This window comes from Mesorhizobium sp. CA8 (assembly GCF_020164955.1).
Taxonomy (GTDB): Bacteria; Pseudomonadota; Alphaproteobacteria; order Rhizobiales; family Rhizobiaceae; genus Mesorhizobium.
Genome location: NZ_JAIUHG010000015.1, coordinates 1 through 14,468, shown reverse-complemented (window position 1 = coordinate 14,468; position 14,468 = coordinate 1). Strand labels below are relative to the sequence as shown.

The following is a 14,468-nucleotide window of genomic DNA, read 5'->3' as shown; positions in this document are numbered from 1 at the left end:
CGTCATCCTCCGAAGGCCTCGTCCCAGGCGGCGACCGCGACGCGAGCGCGCTGCGCCACCTCCTCGACCGTCGCGCCCGGCTTATAGAGGCTGGACCCAAGCCCGAAGACGCTGACGCCGACCGCTTTGTATCCGGCAAAATCCTTGTCGGAAACGCCGCCAACGGCGCCGATCAAGGTTGCGGGCGGCAGGACGGCACGCACCGCCGCAACGCCGCTCGATCCAAGCACGCTCGCCGGGAAGAACTTCAGCGCCGAGGCCCCGAGCCGGATCGCCTGGAAGGCTTCGGTCGGCGTGAACACGCCAGGCATCGTCACCATGGAGTAATGCATGGCGCGCCCCATGACCTCGGCGTCGATGTTGGGGCTGACCAGCAACTTGCCGCCGGCCTTATGCAAGGCGTCGACATCGGCGGCGGTCAGCACCGTGCCGGCGCCGATCAGCGCGCTTTGCGGCAGCGCCTTGACCAGACCGGCGATGGAGGCGAACGGCTCCGGCGAATTGAGCGGCACTTCGATGGCCTCGATGCCGGCGTCGTGGATCGCGCGGCCGATCGCCACCGCCTCGGACGGCTTCAAGCCGCGCAGGATGGCGACAAGCCCGCGCTTGAGCTTCGGGAAGGGTGCGGTCTGGCTCATGAAGCGCCTCCAATCATGCCGTTCTCGCGCGCGGCCTCGACGAGACCGGCACGCACCGCTTCATCGGCGTCCACGCTGCGGAAAGCAAGGCCGGCAAAACGGAGCGCCGCGCCATAAAGCGTGGCCAGCGCGCCCGAGGCGATCAGCGCCACCGGCGCTTCGATGGCGCCGTAGCGCCGCTTCGCCGAGGCGATCTCACCGCCGATCAATAGCCCGGACAGGCATGCCGCCGCGTCGGCGGGCTGCAGATCCTGCAGAAGCCCGGCAGCGCGGATGGCAAACAGTTTCGAGGTGACGTCGCCGCCTTCGCCCAAGGCCCGCTCGCACCATTGCCGAAAAAATGGGCTGTCCGCGGCGACCGGAGCGGGATGCTCGCCCAGTGAATGTTTCAGGATCGAGTGCGTGGCCAGCACGGAAAACAGCTCGCCGGTCGGCCAGGTGCCGAAACCTTCGACCGCGCCGTCTTCGACCGCGACCCATTTGGAATGCGTGCCGGGCATGCAGACGAGGTGGCGCCCCTTTGCCGGCAAACCGGCGCCGGCAAGCTGGGTCTCTTCGCCGCGCATCACGTCCGGCGCGTCGGCCAGCCGTTGGGCGAGGCCGGGCACGATGCGGATGTCGCGGCGTGAGCCCTCGACGCGAGCGGCGCCGCGCAGGATCGCGCCGATCGGCGCCGGCACGGTGACGTAAGGCGCCTCGATCCAGCCTTGCCGGGAACCGGCCATGCCGCAAATGATGACGGGCAGCGTGTCCGGCGCGCCCATGGCGGCAAGGTGGCTCTCCAGCACCTTGGCAAAACCCTTTTCGCGGGCGGTGATCAGTCCGTCGTCGCCGCGCCGCTCGGCAAGCACCTTGCCCGTGCCGTCGAGCAGCCAGGCCCTGAGCCTGGTCGTGCCCCAGTCGAGCGCGGCGACCGCGGGTGTTGGGCTCACAGGAAGCCTCCATCGACGATCAGCATCTGGGCGGTCAGCATGCGCGAGGCGTCCGACGCCAGGAACAGCACCGTGCCCACCATGTCGTCGGGCTGCATCACATCCTTGATGCATTGCTTGGCGACATGGGCGGCGAGCGCCTCGTCGGTGACCCAGAGCTTGCGCTGCCGTTCGGTGATGACCCAGCCTGGCGCCACCGCGTTGACGCGGATGCGGTCCTGCCCAAGCTTGCCTGCAAGGCCCTTGGTGAGGCCGAGTATGCCTGCCTTGGCCGCGGTGTAGGCCGGCATATCGGGATGGTTGATCAGGTAAGAGGTGGAGGTGAAGTTGATGATCGAGCCGCCGCCGGCGCGCTTCATGCCGGGCGCCACGGCCTGGGCGGTGAAGAAATGCGGGCGCAGGTTGATGGCGAGATTGTTGTCCCAAAACTCGACGGTGACGTCTTCCACTGCGTGACGGTCGTCGAGCGCGGCATTGTTGACCAGCACCGTGACATCGCCATGCGCCTCGGCCGCCTTGGCAACGGCTGCGCGCAGTGCCTCGATGTCGCGCAGGTCGGCCTTGAGATAAAGCGGGCGGTGGCCAAGCTCCTTCTCCAATCGGTCGGCAAGGGCCATGCTTGGCTTATCAGCGATGTCGATGAACGCGACCCTGGCGCCCTGCCGCACAAAACCTTCGGTCAGCGCCGCGCCGATGCCGGAGCCGCCGCCGGTGATCAGCACCGAGGCGCCGTCCAGGTCGGCGAAACGCGCCGATGGCATCATGATCTCTTCTCCCGTTTGGCCGGCGCGCATCCTAGCCGCGCCGGGCCGGGGGGCAAGGGCGAAAAGATGGATTCGGTGGCTTATGTCCGACAAATAAGGTCTGCACCTCCGTCTCCCCGGAAGCAGCTCAAGGTTTGTTGAGATTCAGGTCAGGCCGAGTCGCAAATGGTGGCTTTCGAGAACGTGAGCACCGGAAGCGCAGGAGGCCGCCATTTGCAGACCGGCCTCACCTGAATATCAACAGACCTTGTCAGATCGCCTTGGCGCGCAGCGCGCCACGATAGGAATCGCGCAGATAGCCGAGCGTGGCGTCGGCATCGACCGGCTTGCCGAACAGGTAGCCCTGCCCGCCGGCGCAGCCGAACTGGACGAGGCGGTCGGCCTGCGCTTCATCCTCGATGCCCTCGGCGACGACATCCATGCCGAGCCCTTCGCACATGGCCAGGATGGCGCGGATGATGTGCTCCGAGGGCCGGTCGTCGAGGATAGAGGAGACGAAAGCGCGGTCGATCTTGAGCTTGTCGAAATGGAACTCGCGCAGGCGGCCGAGCGACGACTGGCCGGTGCCGAAATCGTCGAGCGAGACGCGGATGCCGACCCGGCGCAAATCCTCGACGATCTTCTCGGCCGAGGCCGGGTCGTTCATCAGGCCGGTCTCGGTGATCTCGATCTCCAGCCGGCGCGGATCGAAGCCGGTGCGGTCGAGTATGGCCAGGATATGGAGCCCGGTGTTCTGGTCGACAAGCTGCGAGGGCGACAGGTTGAAGGACAAGAACAGCTCCTTCGGCCAGCTGCGTGCCGCTTCGGTCGCCTTGCGCAGCACCAGCTGCGACAGCGGGCCGATGATGCCGCGTTCCTCGGCGATCGGGATGAAGACCGATGGCGGCACGACGCCGAGGTCGCGGTCGGTCCAGCGCGCCAGCGTCTCGAAGCCGATGGTGCGGCGGCTGTTCAAGTCGACGATCGGCTGGAAATGCGGCTCGACCTCGCCGGCCGAGACGGCGCGGCGCAGCGCCTGCTCGATGCGGGTGACGCGCTTGGCCGCCTCTTCCATCTCACGGGTGTAGACGACGACGCGGCCGCGGCCCGAACGCTTGGCGTGATAGAGCGCGGTCTCGGCCTTGTTGAGGAGGATCTCGGTGGTCTCGTCGCCTGAATAGAAGAGCGAGCAGCCCACCGAGGCCGAGAGCCTGGCGGTGCGTTCGCCGACGTCATAGGGCGCCGACAAGATCTCGATCAGCATGCGCGACGTCTCGGCCGCCTGCTCCTCCGAGAACACCATCGGGTAGAGAAAGGCGAACTCGTCGGCGCCGATGCGGCAGACGGTGGAATAGCCGTCCATCGATGCGCGCAGCCGCATCGCCACCTGGACCAGGATGTCGTCGCCGGCCTTGTGGCCGAACAGGTCGTTGATCGGCTTGAAGCCGTCGAGGTCGAGGATGCCGACGGTAAAGGGGGCGGGATCGTCGGCGCGGTCGCCGATCAGGCGATCGACCTTGTCGAAGAAGCGGCGATGGTTGCCGAGCCCGGTCAACGAATCGGTGAAGGCCAGATCCGTGTTTTCCTTGGCCGGCCGACCCGTGCCAAACGTCGTTTGCATCATATCTCTGTTCTGATGTCGGTATTTTCAGCCAGACTGACAGCAAAGCGTTTAGGAAACGTATCGGAAAATCGATTTTTCCCTCGTCCGGAAGTTGCCTGCGTCGCGGGCGGTGGTTCAGCTTCGGGCAAAGAAGTCTAGTTCAGCCCATATATTCGTTTATGCGTAGCTTCTAATGAAGATGTCGAACAGTCCTTTCCCGGCGATGCAGCTTCCATTCAAGTAGTTGCGATCCAACGACCGTTTCGCACTTTCGGGACTTTGCTTTAGCCGGCTTGCTTTACGCGATAGAGCTCGATCGGGCTGCCCTTGGTCTCGCTGACCGGCTCGAGCCAGTCCGGCACGGAGCCGCGCAGCAGGCCGGCAAGGAAGCCCTGCGGGGCTTTCCGGGTGAGGATCAGGGTCTCGATATTGCCGGGGCAGATGGCGACGAGACCGACGCGATGCGCCTCGACGATTGCCCGCGCGTCATCGGCCGAGCCGAGAAAGGCGTCCAGCGCCAGGAGATTGCCGGCGACGTTGCGGTGATAGGGGCCGGCGAAAACGCGATGGCCGCTATAAGCGAGGACTGGCGCTCCGAGATTGGAGATCGTCAGCACGGTGGTATCGGCCATGCCGCCGAGCGGCGCAAAACTGGCCTTCTTCTGGCAAGTCCTGTCCGAGGCGCCGCCGTCCGCGACGGCCTTGCCTTTCTCGAACGCCACCGAGGCGGCCGCGGCGACGCCCGTCCAGACCGGGTTGATCGAGACCAGCCAGACGGCCGCAAGGCGCAGCGCCACGCCGAGCGAGGAGCTGGCTTCGGCCCGCGCCCGCCATTTGGCGATCCAGGTCGACAACGGAACGACGGCAAAGGCGATCGAGAAGGTGGTGCCGCGCACCTGCCACGCGCCGACCGCGAAGGCGACGACGAGCAGTGCCGCAACGAGGCTGTCCTGCCGCCGCCAGCCGCCGCGGCGCAAGTGCCGTGCCATCAGGACGATCGCGACCAGCGGCGTCGCGTAACGCGCCGCCACGCGCGCCGGATCGCGGACAAGCAGCGCGAGCAGCGACTGGGCCTCGTCGATGTGGTCGAGCCACAGTTCCTTGAGGCGCGGATCGAGGGAGGCATAAGGCGCGGAGAGGCATTGCGGGAACAGCACCGCCACGACCACGCCGAGCACGACCCCCAGAAGGGCAAGCGACCCCAGCCTGCGCGGCCAGCTGCCGGCGGCGGGCTCGACGGAGGCGATAGCGGCAAGCCCCACGCCGGCAATGGCCGCGATGACAAACTGCGCGACCGAGAAGGCGTCGCACTGCGCCACGCCCCATGCGGAAGGCGGAACGGTGACGGCGAAGACAAGCGCCGCGACACCGGCGAAGCCAAGGCCGAAATTCCGGGCGATCGCCCGTTCGCCGCCTGGATCGGCGACGAACAGCAGCGCCACGCACACGCCGATAATGGCGACATAGGGCACGGTTTCCATGCCGACGGCGAGCGTCAGCGCGGCGCAGAGGCCGGACAACAACGCGGCCCAGCGTCGGGAGGGCGCCTCGAGCAGCAAAGCGAGGCTCGCCATGGTCAGCATCAGCTGGGCGTTGTGGTGATCGAGCGCGCCGGGGTCATAGATGCCGATGAAATAATAGCCGGCGGCGCCGATCAGGATAGCGGGAAGCACCGCGCCGCCACCGCCGAAGCTGCGCGCGGCGCGGGCGGTGAAGAACAAGGTCGACCAGAAGAGCAGCGCCGGCCACATCACCTGCGCCACGTCCTCGCCGAGCGGCCTGCTGCCGGTGAGCGCCGAGGCCGCAAGCGCGATGGCGGCGATCGGCGCGTCGACCAGCCGCGACCAGTGCATGACAAAGCCGCCTTCCAGCCCCATCCGGTATTGGTGCAGGTCGAACCAGCCCTGGCCGGCGAGCAGGTCGCGGACCTCGACGAGGCGCAGCAGATTGTCGTTGTCGCCGCCGGCGTCGGTCAGTTGGCCAAGCCCGGCCCATGCATTGATAGCGAATGCGAGCAGGGCCGCAAGCAGCGCCAACGCCAGATCGGACTTCCAGGCGGCGGCGCCGGTCTCGGCTGTGCCCATTGCTGTGGCCTTTGAAGGGAGAGGATCGGTTTTAAACCTAGCCTTAACGGCTTCAATAAATAGTAAAACGGCTCGACAGGGCCGGCATGAGCACGGCCGGAGGCTGGATCGGGCGTCCGGAGACAGACATGCCGCATGCAGTCCGCCACGAGCCGGTCATCGCCGTGCTCCTGCCTTGCTACAACGAGGAGCTGACGATCGGCGACGTCGTGCGGCGCTTCCGCGAGACGCTGCCTTCGGCCGCGATCTATGTTTACGACAACAATTCCAAGGACCTCACGGCGCTGAAAGCCCGCGCCGCCGGCGCCGTCGTCGTGCGCGAGCCGCGCCAGGGCAAGGGCAATGTGGTGCGGCGCATGTTCGCCGACATCGACGCGGATATCTATGTGATGGCCGACGGGGACGGCACCTATGCGCCGGAGGATGCGCCGCAGCTGATCAACGTCCTGCAGACCGAGCGCTCCGACATGGTGGTAGGCACCAGGCGCGGCGTGAGCGACGATGCCGGCCGCAACGGCCACGCTTTCGGCAACCGCATCTTCAACCGCCTCTACAAGGGCCTGTTCGGGACCGACTTCACTGATATCTTCTCCGGCTACCGGGTGTTTTCGCGCCGCTTCGTCAAAAGCTTTCCGGCCGTTTCCGGCGGCTTCGAGATCGAGACCGAGATGTCGGTGCATGCCTCGCAGCTGAAGCTGCCGGTGAGCGAGATGGCGCTCGATTACGGCCGCCGCCCGGAAGGCTCGTCGTCGAAGCTGTCGACCTTCCGCGACGGCGCCAGGATACTGTGGATGTTCGCCATGCTGGTGAAGGAGACGCAGCCGCTGCGCTTCTTCGGCACGTTCGCGCTGTTCTTCCTGGCGGCCAGCATCGGCTTGATGATCCCGGTACTGGTCGAGTTCGCGCAGACGGGGCTGGTGCCGCGCATGCCGACCTGGGTGCTGTCGATCGGCATGCTGCTGTTGGCCATGCTGTCGATGATGACCGGGCTGATCCTCGATTCCGTCTCGCGCGGCCGGGCCGAGCAGAAGCGCATCTTCTATCTGTCGATTTCCTCCGGCCGCGCCGAGCGCGGGATATCCGGGCAGGCCTCGCCCAAGGGCGAACCGGGCAAGTCCTCGCGGGCGGCATAGTGGACCGCCTCGTCCGCTTCATCCTTGCCGGCGGCATCGGCTTCGTCGCCGACGCCGCGGCGCTCTGGCTGCTGCTTGCTGCCACGCCGCTCGGCCCGATGGCGGCGCGCCTGCTGTCGATCGGCTTCGCGCTCTGCGTCACCTGGCAGATCAACCGCCATCTGACCTTCGCGCCGTCGAGCCGGGGCATCGCGCAGGAAGGCGTGCGTTATGGCAGCGTCGGCATCGCTACCGGCATCGTCAACTATCTGATCTATTGCGCCGTCCTGTTCGCGCTGCCTGCCCTGCCGCCGCTGGCGGCGCTGGCCTTTGCCTCGATCGTCGCGATGGCGCTGTCCTTCCTCGGCTACTCCAGGCTGGTCTTCGACCGCTAAGCGTCTGCACCAAGCGAGCACGATTGGCAGGCGCCGCCGATTTCCTTATATCGGGCGTCTGAGTTCCCCGGAGACCGCAAATGCCGTTGAAGATCGCCGTCCAAATGGACCATGTCTCCACCGTGTCGATCGCCGGCGACACGACCTTCGCGCTGTCGCTGGAGGCGCAGCGGCGCGGCCACAAGCTTTTCCACTACACGCCCGACCGGCTGTCGATGGTGGGCGGCAAGGTGTTCGCGCGCGTCGAGGAGATGCAGGTGCGCGACGAGAAGGGCAATCATTACGCGCTGGGCGAGAAGGTGCGCACCGACCTCTCCGAGATGGACGTCGTGCTGCTCAGGCAAGACCCGCCCTTCGACATGAATTACATCACCACCACGCACATATTGGAGCGCATCCATCCGAAGACGCTGGTGGTCAACGACCCAGCCTGGGTGCGCAACAGCCCGGAGAAGATCTTCGTCACCGAGTTCCCGGACCTGATGCCGGAGACGCTGATCACCAAGGACCCCCAGGAAGTGGCGGCCTTCCGCAAGGAGTTCGGCGACATCATCGTCAAGCCGCTCTACGGCAATGGCGGCGCCGGCATCTTTCATCTGCACGAGGCCGACCGCAATCTCGCCTCGCTGCTCGAAATGTTCGGCCAACTGTTCCGCGAGCCCTATATCGTGCAGCGTTATCTCAAGGACGTGCGCAAGGGCGACAAGCGCATCATCCTGATCGACGGCGAGCCTGTCGGCGCCATCAACCGCGTGCCGGCCGAGCACGATTCCCGCTCCAACATGCATGTCGGCGGCCGCGCCGAGAAGACCGAGCTGACCGAGCGCGAGCGCGAGATCTGCGCCCGCATCGGACCGGCGCTCAGGGAGCGCGGCTTCATCCTGGTCGGCATCGACGTGATCGGCGATTACATGACCGAGATCAACGTCACCTCGCCGACCGGCGTGCGCGAAGTGCAGCGGTTTGGCGGGGCGGATATTGCAAGCTTGTTTTGGGATTGCGTGGAGGGGAAGCGGGGGTAATTCTCTCCACGATGCAGGTGGCGCTCCATACATCGGATCTGCCGATGCCCTCGAAGAAGATGACGGGTGAACCCCACGCCGGGCTATGAGCTATTTGAGAGGCGAGCTGCCAACGTGCTGCCTATGATCGTGAACGCTCTCGCTCTCTACCCACTATGGCAGAGCCTAGATCTCCGTTTTTCAGGAGCGGCAATTTCATGATAATTGTCACTGCAAGCGACAATAACTTTGTGCCTGGACTTTTTTTATTCATCTTTTCTGCTTGGATTCATAATCGAGAGGCGAAATTCGTCGTTATCGACGCGGGAATAGAGCCCGCGACCGTGATAGAGCTTCGCCGTTTTTGTGAACGAAAAGGAATTGACTGTCAGATCGTCCAAGCAGACGCCGAGCGGATTTCCGATCTGCCGACAAGAGGCAAGCTGCTGACGACTGCGGCATATGCCCGAATACTCATTCCCGAGATATTGCCTGATTGCGACAAGGCCATCTACATGGATGCGGATACGCTAGTGGTATCCGATCTCGGCGGTCTCTGGTCGGCGGACTTGGGCGACAATTTGGTAGCCGGCGTGATTGACGGCTTTGTCGAGCAGGAGGAACTCGACGAGATCGAAATGTCCCGGAATGAATATATCAATTCGGGCGTTCTGACGATGAACCTCGTTGCATGGCGCAGAGAAGGCATTGCGAACAGGATCTTTGCAAAAGTTCGGGAAACCGCAAAGTCGCGGTACCTCGACCAGACCGCCTTGAATACAGTGGTGCGCGGCCGGGTTCTTTTCCTGGGCAGGGAATGGAATTTCTTTTCAGAGCGGTATGTGGAAATCGAATGGCGGCTTCCCAGGGTGATCCATTATGCGGGGTCCGCCAAGCCCTGGCGCTACAGGCGCGTGCCTTTCGCCGATGTTTTCAATTTCTACAGAACCATGTCGGGATTAGATATTCCGGAAGGGACACTGATTTTGAAATCCGCCCGTAGGCGGAAAATGATCCTTGGCCTTATCGGGCTGCGAAGAAAATACTGGTCCTCTGCCCTGGCAACTCACTACTATCGCAGTCGATTCACCAAGCCGCATCTACGAGACCTGGGTAGGATGTTCTCGAAGGTTCCGTTGCCGCCGCAACATTCGACTGCTGCGCCGTAACGAGAAGCGCGGTGCGTGCGTTCCCGTAATGTTCTTGCCCAAAGCGAAAATCTGTGGTTGTCTAGCCTGACTTCGCTCGCGGCCCGATCGCAAAGCCGCGCGAGCCGGTATTGGGGGCTTGGACAAAATGGTGGCGCGGGTTCGCACGGTGGCTTTCCAGGGCATCGAGGCTTTGCCGGTCGATGTCCAGGTGATGGTCGGGCCGGGCAAGGTCGGCATGCAAATCGTCGGTCTGCCGGACAAGGCGGTGGCCGAAAGCCGCGAGCGCGTGCAGGCCGCACTCCATGCCTCGGGCCTGTCGATGCCGTCGAAGAAGGTGACGGTGAACCTCGCGCCGGCCGATCTTCCCAAGGAAGGCAGCCATTTCGACCTGCCGATCGCGCTTGGCTTGATGGCGGCGCTTGGCGCCATTCCGGGCGATATGCTGGCCGGCTATGTGGTGCTTGGCGAATTATCGCTCGACGGCACCATTGCGGGCGTGGCCGGCGCGCTGCCGGCGGCCATCGGCGCCAATGCCGAAGGCAAGGGCTTGATCTGTCCCTTCGCCTGCGGCCCGGAGGCGGCTTGGGCAGGCAAGGATTTCGACATATTGGCGCCGCGCAGCCTGATCGCGATCGCCAACCATTTTCGCGGCACGCAGGTGCTGTCGCGGCCCGAAGCCGGCATCCAGCTTGCCGCGCGCGACCTGCCGGATCTCGCCGACATCAAGGGCCAGGAAAGCGCCAAGCGGACGCTGGAAGTGGCGGCGGCCGGCGGCCACAATCTGCTTATGATCGGCCCGCCAGGCTCGGGCAAGTCGATGCTGGCGCAGCGCCTGCCTTCGATCCTGCCGCCGCTGGCGCCGAAGGAGCTGCTCGAAGTGTCGATGATCGCTTCCGTTGCCGGCGAGCTCGGCGAAGGCAAGCTGACCGACCGGCGGCCGTTCCGCGCGCCGCATCATTCGGCCTCAATGGCGGCGATGGTGGGCGGCGGGCTGCGCGCACGTCCGGGCGAGGCTTCGCTCGCCCATCACGGCGTGCTGTTCCTCGACGAGCTGCCGGAATTTTCGCCGCAGACGCTGGATGCGCTGCGCCAGCCGCTGGAAACCGGCGACTGCATGATCGCGCGCGCCAATCACCGCGTCACCTATCCGGCGCGCATCCAGCTGGTGGCGGCGATGAATCCGTGCCGCTGCGGCATGTCGGGCGAGCCCGGCTATCGCTGCCTGCGCGGCGACCGCTGCCGCACCGAATACCAGGCGCGCATTTCCGGCCCGTTGCTCGACCGGATCGACCTCAGGATCGAAGTGCCGGCGGTCTCGGCGAGCGACTTGATCCGGCCGGACAAGGCCGAGACGAGCGCGGCGGTGGCGCAGCGCGTTGCGCGTGCGCGCGCCATGCAGCGCGAACGACTGGAGAAGCTCGGCGCCGGCGCCACCACCAACGCGCATTGCCCGCCCTCGATCATCGAAGAGATCGCCAAGCCCGATGCCGCCGGCCTGACGCTGCTCAAGGACGCCAGCGAAAAGCTCGGCTTTTCGGCGCGGGCCTATCACCGCGTGCTCAAAGTGGCCCGCACCCTGGCCGACCTCGACGCCAGCGAAACGGTCGGCCGCATCCATCTCGCCGAAGCGATTTCCTATCGCATGAGCGCGGAGCGCATGGCGCAGGCGGCGTGAAGCGGGCGCGGTTAGCCGCTTCTCCCCGTAAACGGGAAGAAGGACGCTCTGGCCGGTGATTTCGCCAATCACCAAAGCCGCAGGTTTCGTAACACGCAAGCCGTGACGTTGGTCGAAACGGGCGCGGGCGCTACCTCATCCGCTCGCGTGCCTTCAGCTCCAGTCGCCGCTTATGCAGCACCGGCTCCGTATAGCCGTTGGGCTGGACCGCTCCCTTGAACACCAGGTCGCAGGCGGCCTGGAAGGCGATGGAGTTCTCGAAATCCGGCGCCATCGGGCGGTAGAGCGGGTCGCCGACATTCTGGCGGTCGACGATCGCCGCCATGCGCTGCAGCGAGTCTCTCACCTGGATTTCCGAGCAGACCTTGTGGCGCAGCCAGTTGGCGATGTGCTGCGAGGAGATGCGCAGCGTGGCGCGGTCCTCCATCAGGCCGACATCGTTGATATCGGGCACTTTCGAGCAGCCGACGCCCTGGTCGATCCAGCGCACGACGTAACCCAGGATGCCCTGCGCGTTGTTGTCGAGCTCGCGCTGGATCTCGTCCGGCGTCCAGTTCGGCCGCCTTGCTACCGGCACCGACAGGATGTCGTCGAGCTTCGCCTTCGGCCGGCTCTTCAGCGCCGCCTGCACGGCGTGCACGTCGACCTTGTGATAGTGCGTGGCGTGAAGCGTCGCGGCCGTCGGCGACGGCACCCAGGCGGTGTTGGCGCCGGCCTTGGGATGCGCGATCTTCTCAACCAGCATCGCCGCCATCAGGTCCGGCATCGCCCACATGCCCTTGCCGATCTGGGCGTGGCCGGCGAGCCCGCATTCCAGCCCCGTATCGACATTCCAGGCCTCATAGGCGGAAATCCAGGCGGCCTGTTTCATGTCGCCCTTGCGGATCATCGGGCCGGCTTCCATCGAGGTGTGGATCTCGTCGCCGGTACGGTCGAGGAAGCCGGTGTTGATGAACACCACGCGCTCTCTTGCGGCGCGGATCGCTTCCTTGAGGTTGACGGTGGTGCGCCGCTCCTCGTCCATGATGCCCATCTTGATGGTGTTCTTCGCCATGCCGAGCAGCGCTTCGACGCGGTCGAAAATCTCGACGGCGAACGCGACCTCTTCCGGCCCGTGCATCTTCGGCTTCACCACATACATCGAGCCCGCGCGGGAATTCATCCGCCGCCCATTCGGGCCGACATCGTGCAGCGCGATCAGCGCCGTGATCGCCGCATCCATGATGCCCTCCGGCACCTCGTTGCCGTCGCGGGCGGTGATCGCCGGATTGGTCATCAGGTGGCCGACATTGCGCACCAGCATCAGCGAGCGGCCAGGCAAGGTGATCGTGCCGCCGCCCCGCGAGCTGTAGGTGCGGTCCGGGTTGAGCTTGCGGACGAAGGTCTTGCCGCCCTTGGTGATCTCTTCCGCCAGGTCGCCCTTCATCAGGCCGAGCCAGTTGCGATAGACGACGACCTTGTCCTCGGCGTCGACGGCGGCGACCGAATCCTCGCAGTCCTGGATGGTGGTCAACGCGGCTTCGAGGAGGACGTCGGCGATGCCGGCCGGGTCGGTCCTGCCGATCTGGTTGGCGCGGTCGATCACGATCTCGATATGCAGGCCATTCTTCACCAGAAGCACGGCTTCCGGATTGGCGGCATCGCCGCGATAGCCGACGAACTGCCTTGGATCGGCGAGCGTCGTGGCGCCTGCGCCTTCGCCCGCTTTCAGCGCGCCATTCGCCACCGACAGCCCGTTGACGCCGGCCCACTTGCCTGTGGTCAGCGGCACGGACTGGTCGAGGAAATCCTTCGCCCAGGCGATCACCTTGGCGCCGCGCGTGGGATTGAAGCCCTTGCCCTTCTCGGCGCCGCCGGTCTCGGGAATGGCGTCGGTGCCGTAGAGCGCATCATAGAGCGAACCCCAGCGCGCATTGGCGGCGTTGAGCGCATAGCGCGCATTCATCACCGGCACGACGAGCTGCGGTCCGGCAACGACGGCAATCTCGGGATCGACATGTTCCGTGCTGACGCTGAAGGCCGGCCCTTCCGGCACCAGATAGCCGATCTCCTTGAGGAAATTCTTGTAGGCCTCCATGTCGATCGGCGCGCCATTGGCGCGATACCAGAAGTCGAGCTTTTCCTGCATCGCGTCGCGCTTGGCGAGCAGCGCGCGGTTCTTCGGCGCCAGGTCGTGGACGATGGCCGAAAAGCCGGTCCAGAATTTTTCCGGGTCGATGCCGGTGCCGGGCGCGGCCTCCTCGGCGACGAAGTCATGGAGCTCCCGGGCAATCTGCAACCCGGCGATCTCGATGCGGTCGGTCATCTGCACGTCTCCAGATAGGTGGCTTGGGGCGTTTGGCATGTTTGGGGTTGCGGGGTCAATTCAGCTTAGGGTGTAGGGCGGATCTTGGCGACGAGCGAATCTCCCCCTTGAGGGCATAGGCGCTAAGATAGGTATTGCGGCGCGGAATCGGTTGTGATTCTACGCTGGAGATGACACACGAATCGCTTGTTGATGATGGCTGGGCCGAGACACTTGAGCTTCTCGGCGGCGAAGAGTTGATCGCAGGAAGTGCGCGCGAGACGAAGGCGTTCCTGCGACCACGCGGCATCAGGTCGGCGAGCGACCTGTTGCGCCTGACGCTGGCTTACTGCCTTGGCAAGGTAGGGATGCGGGGCGTCGTGGCCTGGGCGGCGGCAAGCGGCATTGCCGACATTTCGGACGTGGCCTTGCTCGGCCGGCTGCGCAATGCAGGGCCATGGCTGCAGCAGTTGATCGGGCATCTTTTGAAGCGCGAGGAGGAGGCAGGCTTGGCCAAAGGCCGGCTGATCCGCATCCTCGATGCGACGGCGGTTGCCAAGGCCGGTGCGCATGAGAAGAAGAACAATGGTCTTTGGCGCATGCACTGCGCCTTCGAGCTTGAGCGCGAGCGGTTCGATTTCCTCGAGATCACCGACCAGAGCGAGGCCGAGCTGATCGACCGCGTGCCGGTGGTGGCGGGCATATGCGCTAAGATAGCTTTGGCATGGCTTGAAATTTGCGCTTTCGAGGTGGCTCGCGCCAACGATGTCGCAAGGCATGGAGATTTCGGCGCAGGATTGCCAAGGGCGGCTGAGTAAAGATGGCTGTGATCAGGGAGGCGACGATCTGG

General features: G+C 65.0%; 12 protein-coding genes. 6 read left to right on the top strand and 6 right to left on the bottom strand.

Annotation, left to right across the window (positions count from 1 at the left end):
- Nucleotides 1-2 precede the first annotated feature (2 nt).
- The 5 genes from LB553_RS17350 to LB553_RS17330 all read right to left on the bottom strand — a co-directional run bounded on the left by LB553_RS17350 (nt 3) and on the right by LB553_RS17330 (nt 6,000).
- Nucleotides 3-638, bottom strand: a complete 636-nt coding sequence (locus LB553_RS17350) for a 2-dehydro-3-deoxy-6-phosphogalactonate aldolase (protein ID WP_224515145.1) — start codon at nt 636-638, stop codon at nt 3-5.
- Nucleotides 635-1,570 (bottom strand): 2-dehydro-3-deoxygalactonokinase, encoded by a 936-nt coding sequence (locus LB553_RS17345; RefSeq protein WP_224515143.1) that lies wholly within the window; start codon nt 1,568-1,570, stop codon nt 635-637. The genes LB553_RS17350 and LB553_RS17345 overlap by 4 nt, the downstream gene beginning before the upstream one ends.
- Nucleotides 1,567-2,334 (bottom strand): SDR family NAD(P)-dependent oxidoreductase, encoded by a 768-nt coding sequence (locus LB553_RS17340; RefSeq protein ID WP_224515140.1) that lies wholly within the window; start codon nt 2,332-2,334, stop codon nt 1,567-1,569. The genes LB553_RS17345 and LB553_RS17340 overlap by 4 nt, the downstream gene beginning before the upstream one ends.
- Nucleotides 2,335-2,584: 250 nt before the next feature.
- Nucleotides 2,585-3,934 carry a putative bifunctional diguanylate cyclase/phosphodiesterase gene (locus LB553_RS17335; RefSeq protein ID WP_224515386.1) on the bottom strand — a complete coding sequence of 450 codons (1,350 nt, stop codon included), beginning with the start codon at nt 3,932-3,934 and terminating at the stop codon, nt 2,585-2,587.
- Nucleotides 3,935-4,200: 266 nt separating this feature from the next.
- Nucleotides 4,201-6,000, bottom strand: a complete 1,800-nt coding sequence (locus tag LB553_RS17330; protein ID WP_224515138.1) for a GtrA family protein — start codon at nt 5,998-6,000, stop codon at nt 4,201-4,203.
- Nucleotides 6,001-6,128: 128 nt separating this feature from the next.
- On the opposite strand from LB553_RS17330, the gene LB553_RS17325 reads away from it, so the two are divergent.
- The 5 genes from LB553_RS17325 to LB553_RS17305 all read left to right on the top strand — a co-directional run bounded on the left by LB553_RS17325 (nt 6,129) and on the right by LB553_RS17305 (nt 11,334).
- The gene (locus tag LB553_RS17325) at nt 6,129-7,133 is read left to right on the top strand and encodes a glycosyltransferase (RefSeq protein ID WP_224515136.1); all 1,005 of its coding nucleotides are present in this window, start codon (nt 6,129-6,131) and stop codon (nt 7,131-7,133) included.
- Nucleotides 7,133-7,507 carry a GtrA family protein gene (locus LB553_RS17320; RefSeq protein WP_224515134.1) on the top strand — a complete coding sequence of 125 codons (375 nt, stop codon included), beginning with the start codon at nt 7,133-7,135 and terminating at the stop codon, nt 7,505-7,507. Before LB553_RS17325 ends, LB553_RS17320 begins: the two co-directional genes overlap by 1 nt.
- Before the next feature lie 80 nt (nt 7,508-7,587).
- Nucleotides 7,588-8,529: a glutathione synthase gene (gshB, locus tag LB553_RS17315; RefSeq protein WP_224515131.1), complete on the top strand. Its 942-nt coding sequence runs from the start codon at nt 7,588-7,590 to the stop codon at nt 8,527-8,529.
- A gap of 197 nt (nt 8,530-8,726) precedes the next feature.
- On the top strand, nt 8,727-9,677 hold the full coding sequence (locus LB553_RS17310; RefSeq protein ID WP_224515130.1) for a glycosyltransferase family 8 protein: 951 nt from the start codon (nt 8,727-8,729) through the stop codon (nt 9,675-9,677).
- A gap of 127 nt (nt 9,678-9,804) precedes the next feature.
- The gene (locus LB553_RS17305) at nt 9,805-11,334 is read left to right on the top strand and encodes a YifB family Mg chelatase-like AAA ATPase (RefSeq protein WP_224515129.1); all 1,530 of its coding nucleotides are present in this window, start codon (nt 9,805-9,807) and stop codon (nt 11,332-11,334) included.
- A gap of 130 nt (nt 11,335-11,464) precedes the next feature.
- Here the strand turns inward: LB553_RS17305 and LB553_RS17300 are convergent, their stop codons facing one another.
- The gene (locus LB553_RS17300) at nt 11,465-13,639 is read right to left on the bottom strand and encodes a malate synthase G (protein ID WP_224515128.1); all 2,175 of its coding nucleotides are present in this window, start codon (nt 13,637-13,639) and stop codon (nt 11,465-11,467) included.
- 170 nt (nt 13,640-13,809) lie between these two features.
- Between LB553_RS17300 and LB553_RS17295 the strand changes: the two genes are divergently transcribed.
- Nucleotides 13,810-14,436 carry a hypothetical protein gene (locus LB553_RS17295; protein WP_224515127.1) on the top strand — a complete coding sequence of 209 codons (627 nt, stop codon included), beginning with the start codon at nt 13,810-13,812 and terminating at the stop codon, nt 14,434-14,436.
- Nucleotides 14,437-14,468: the final 32 nt, after the last annotated feature.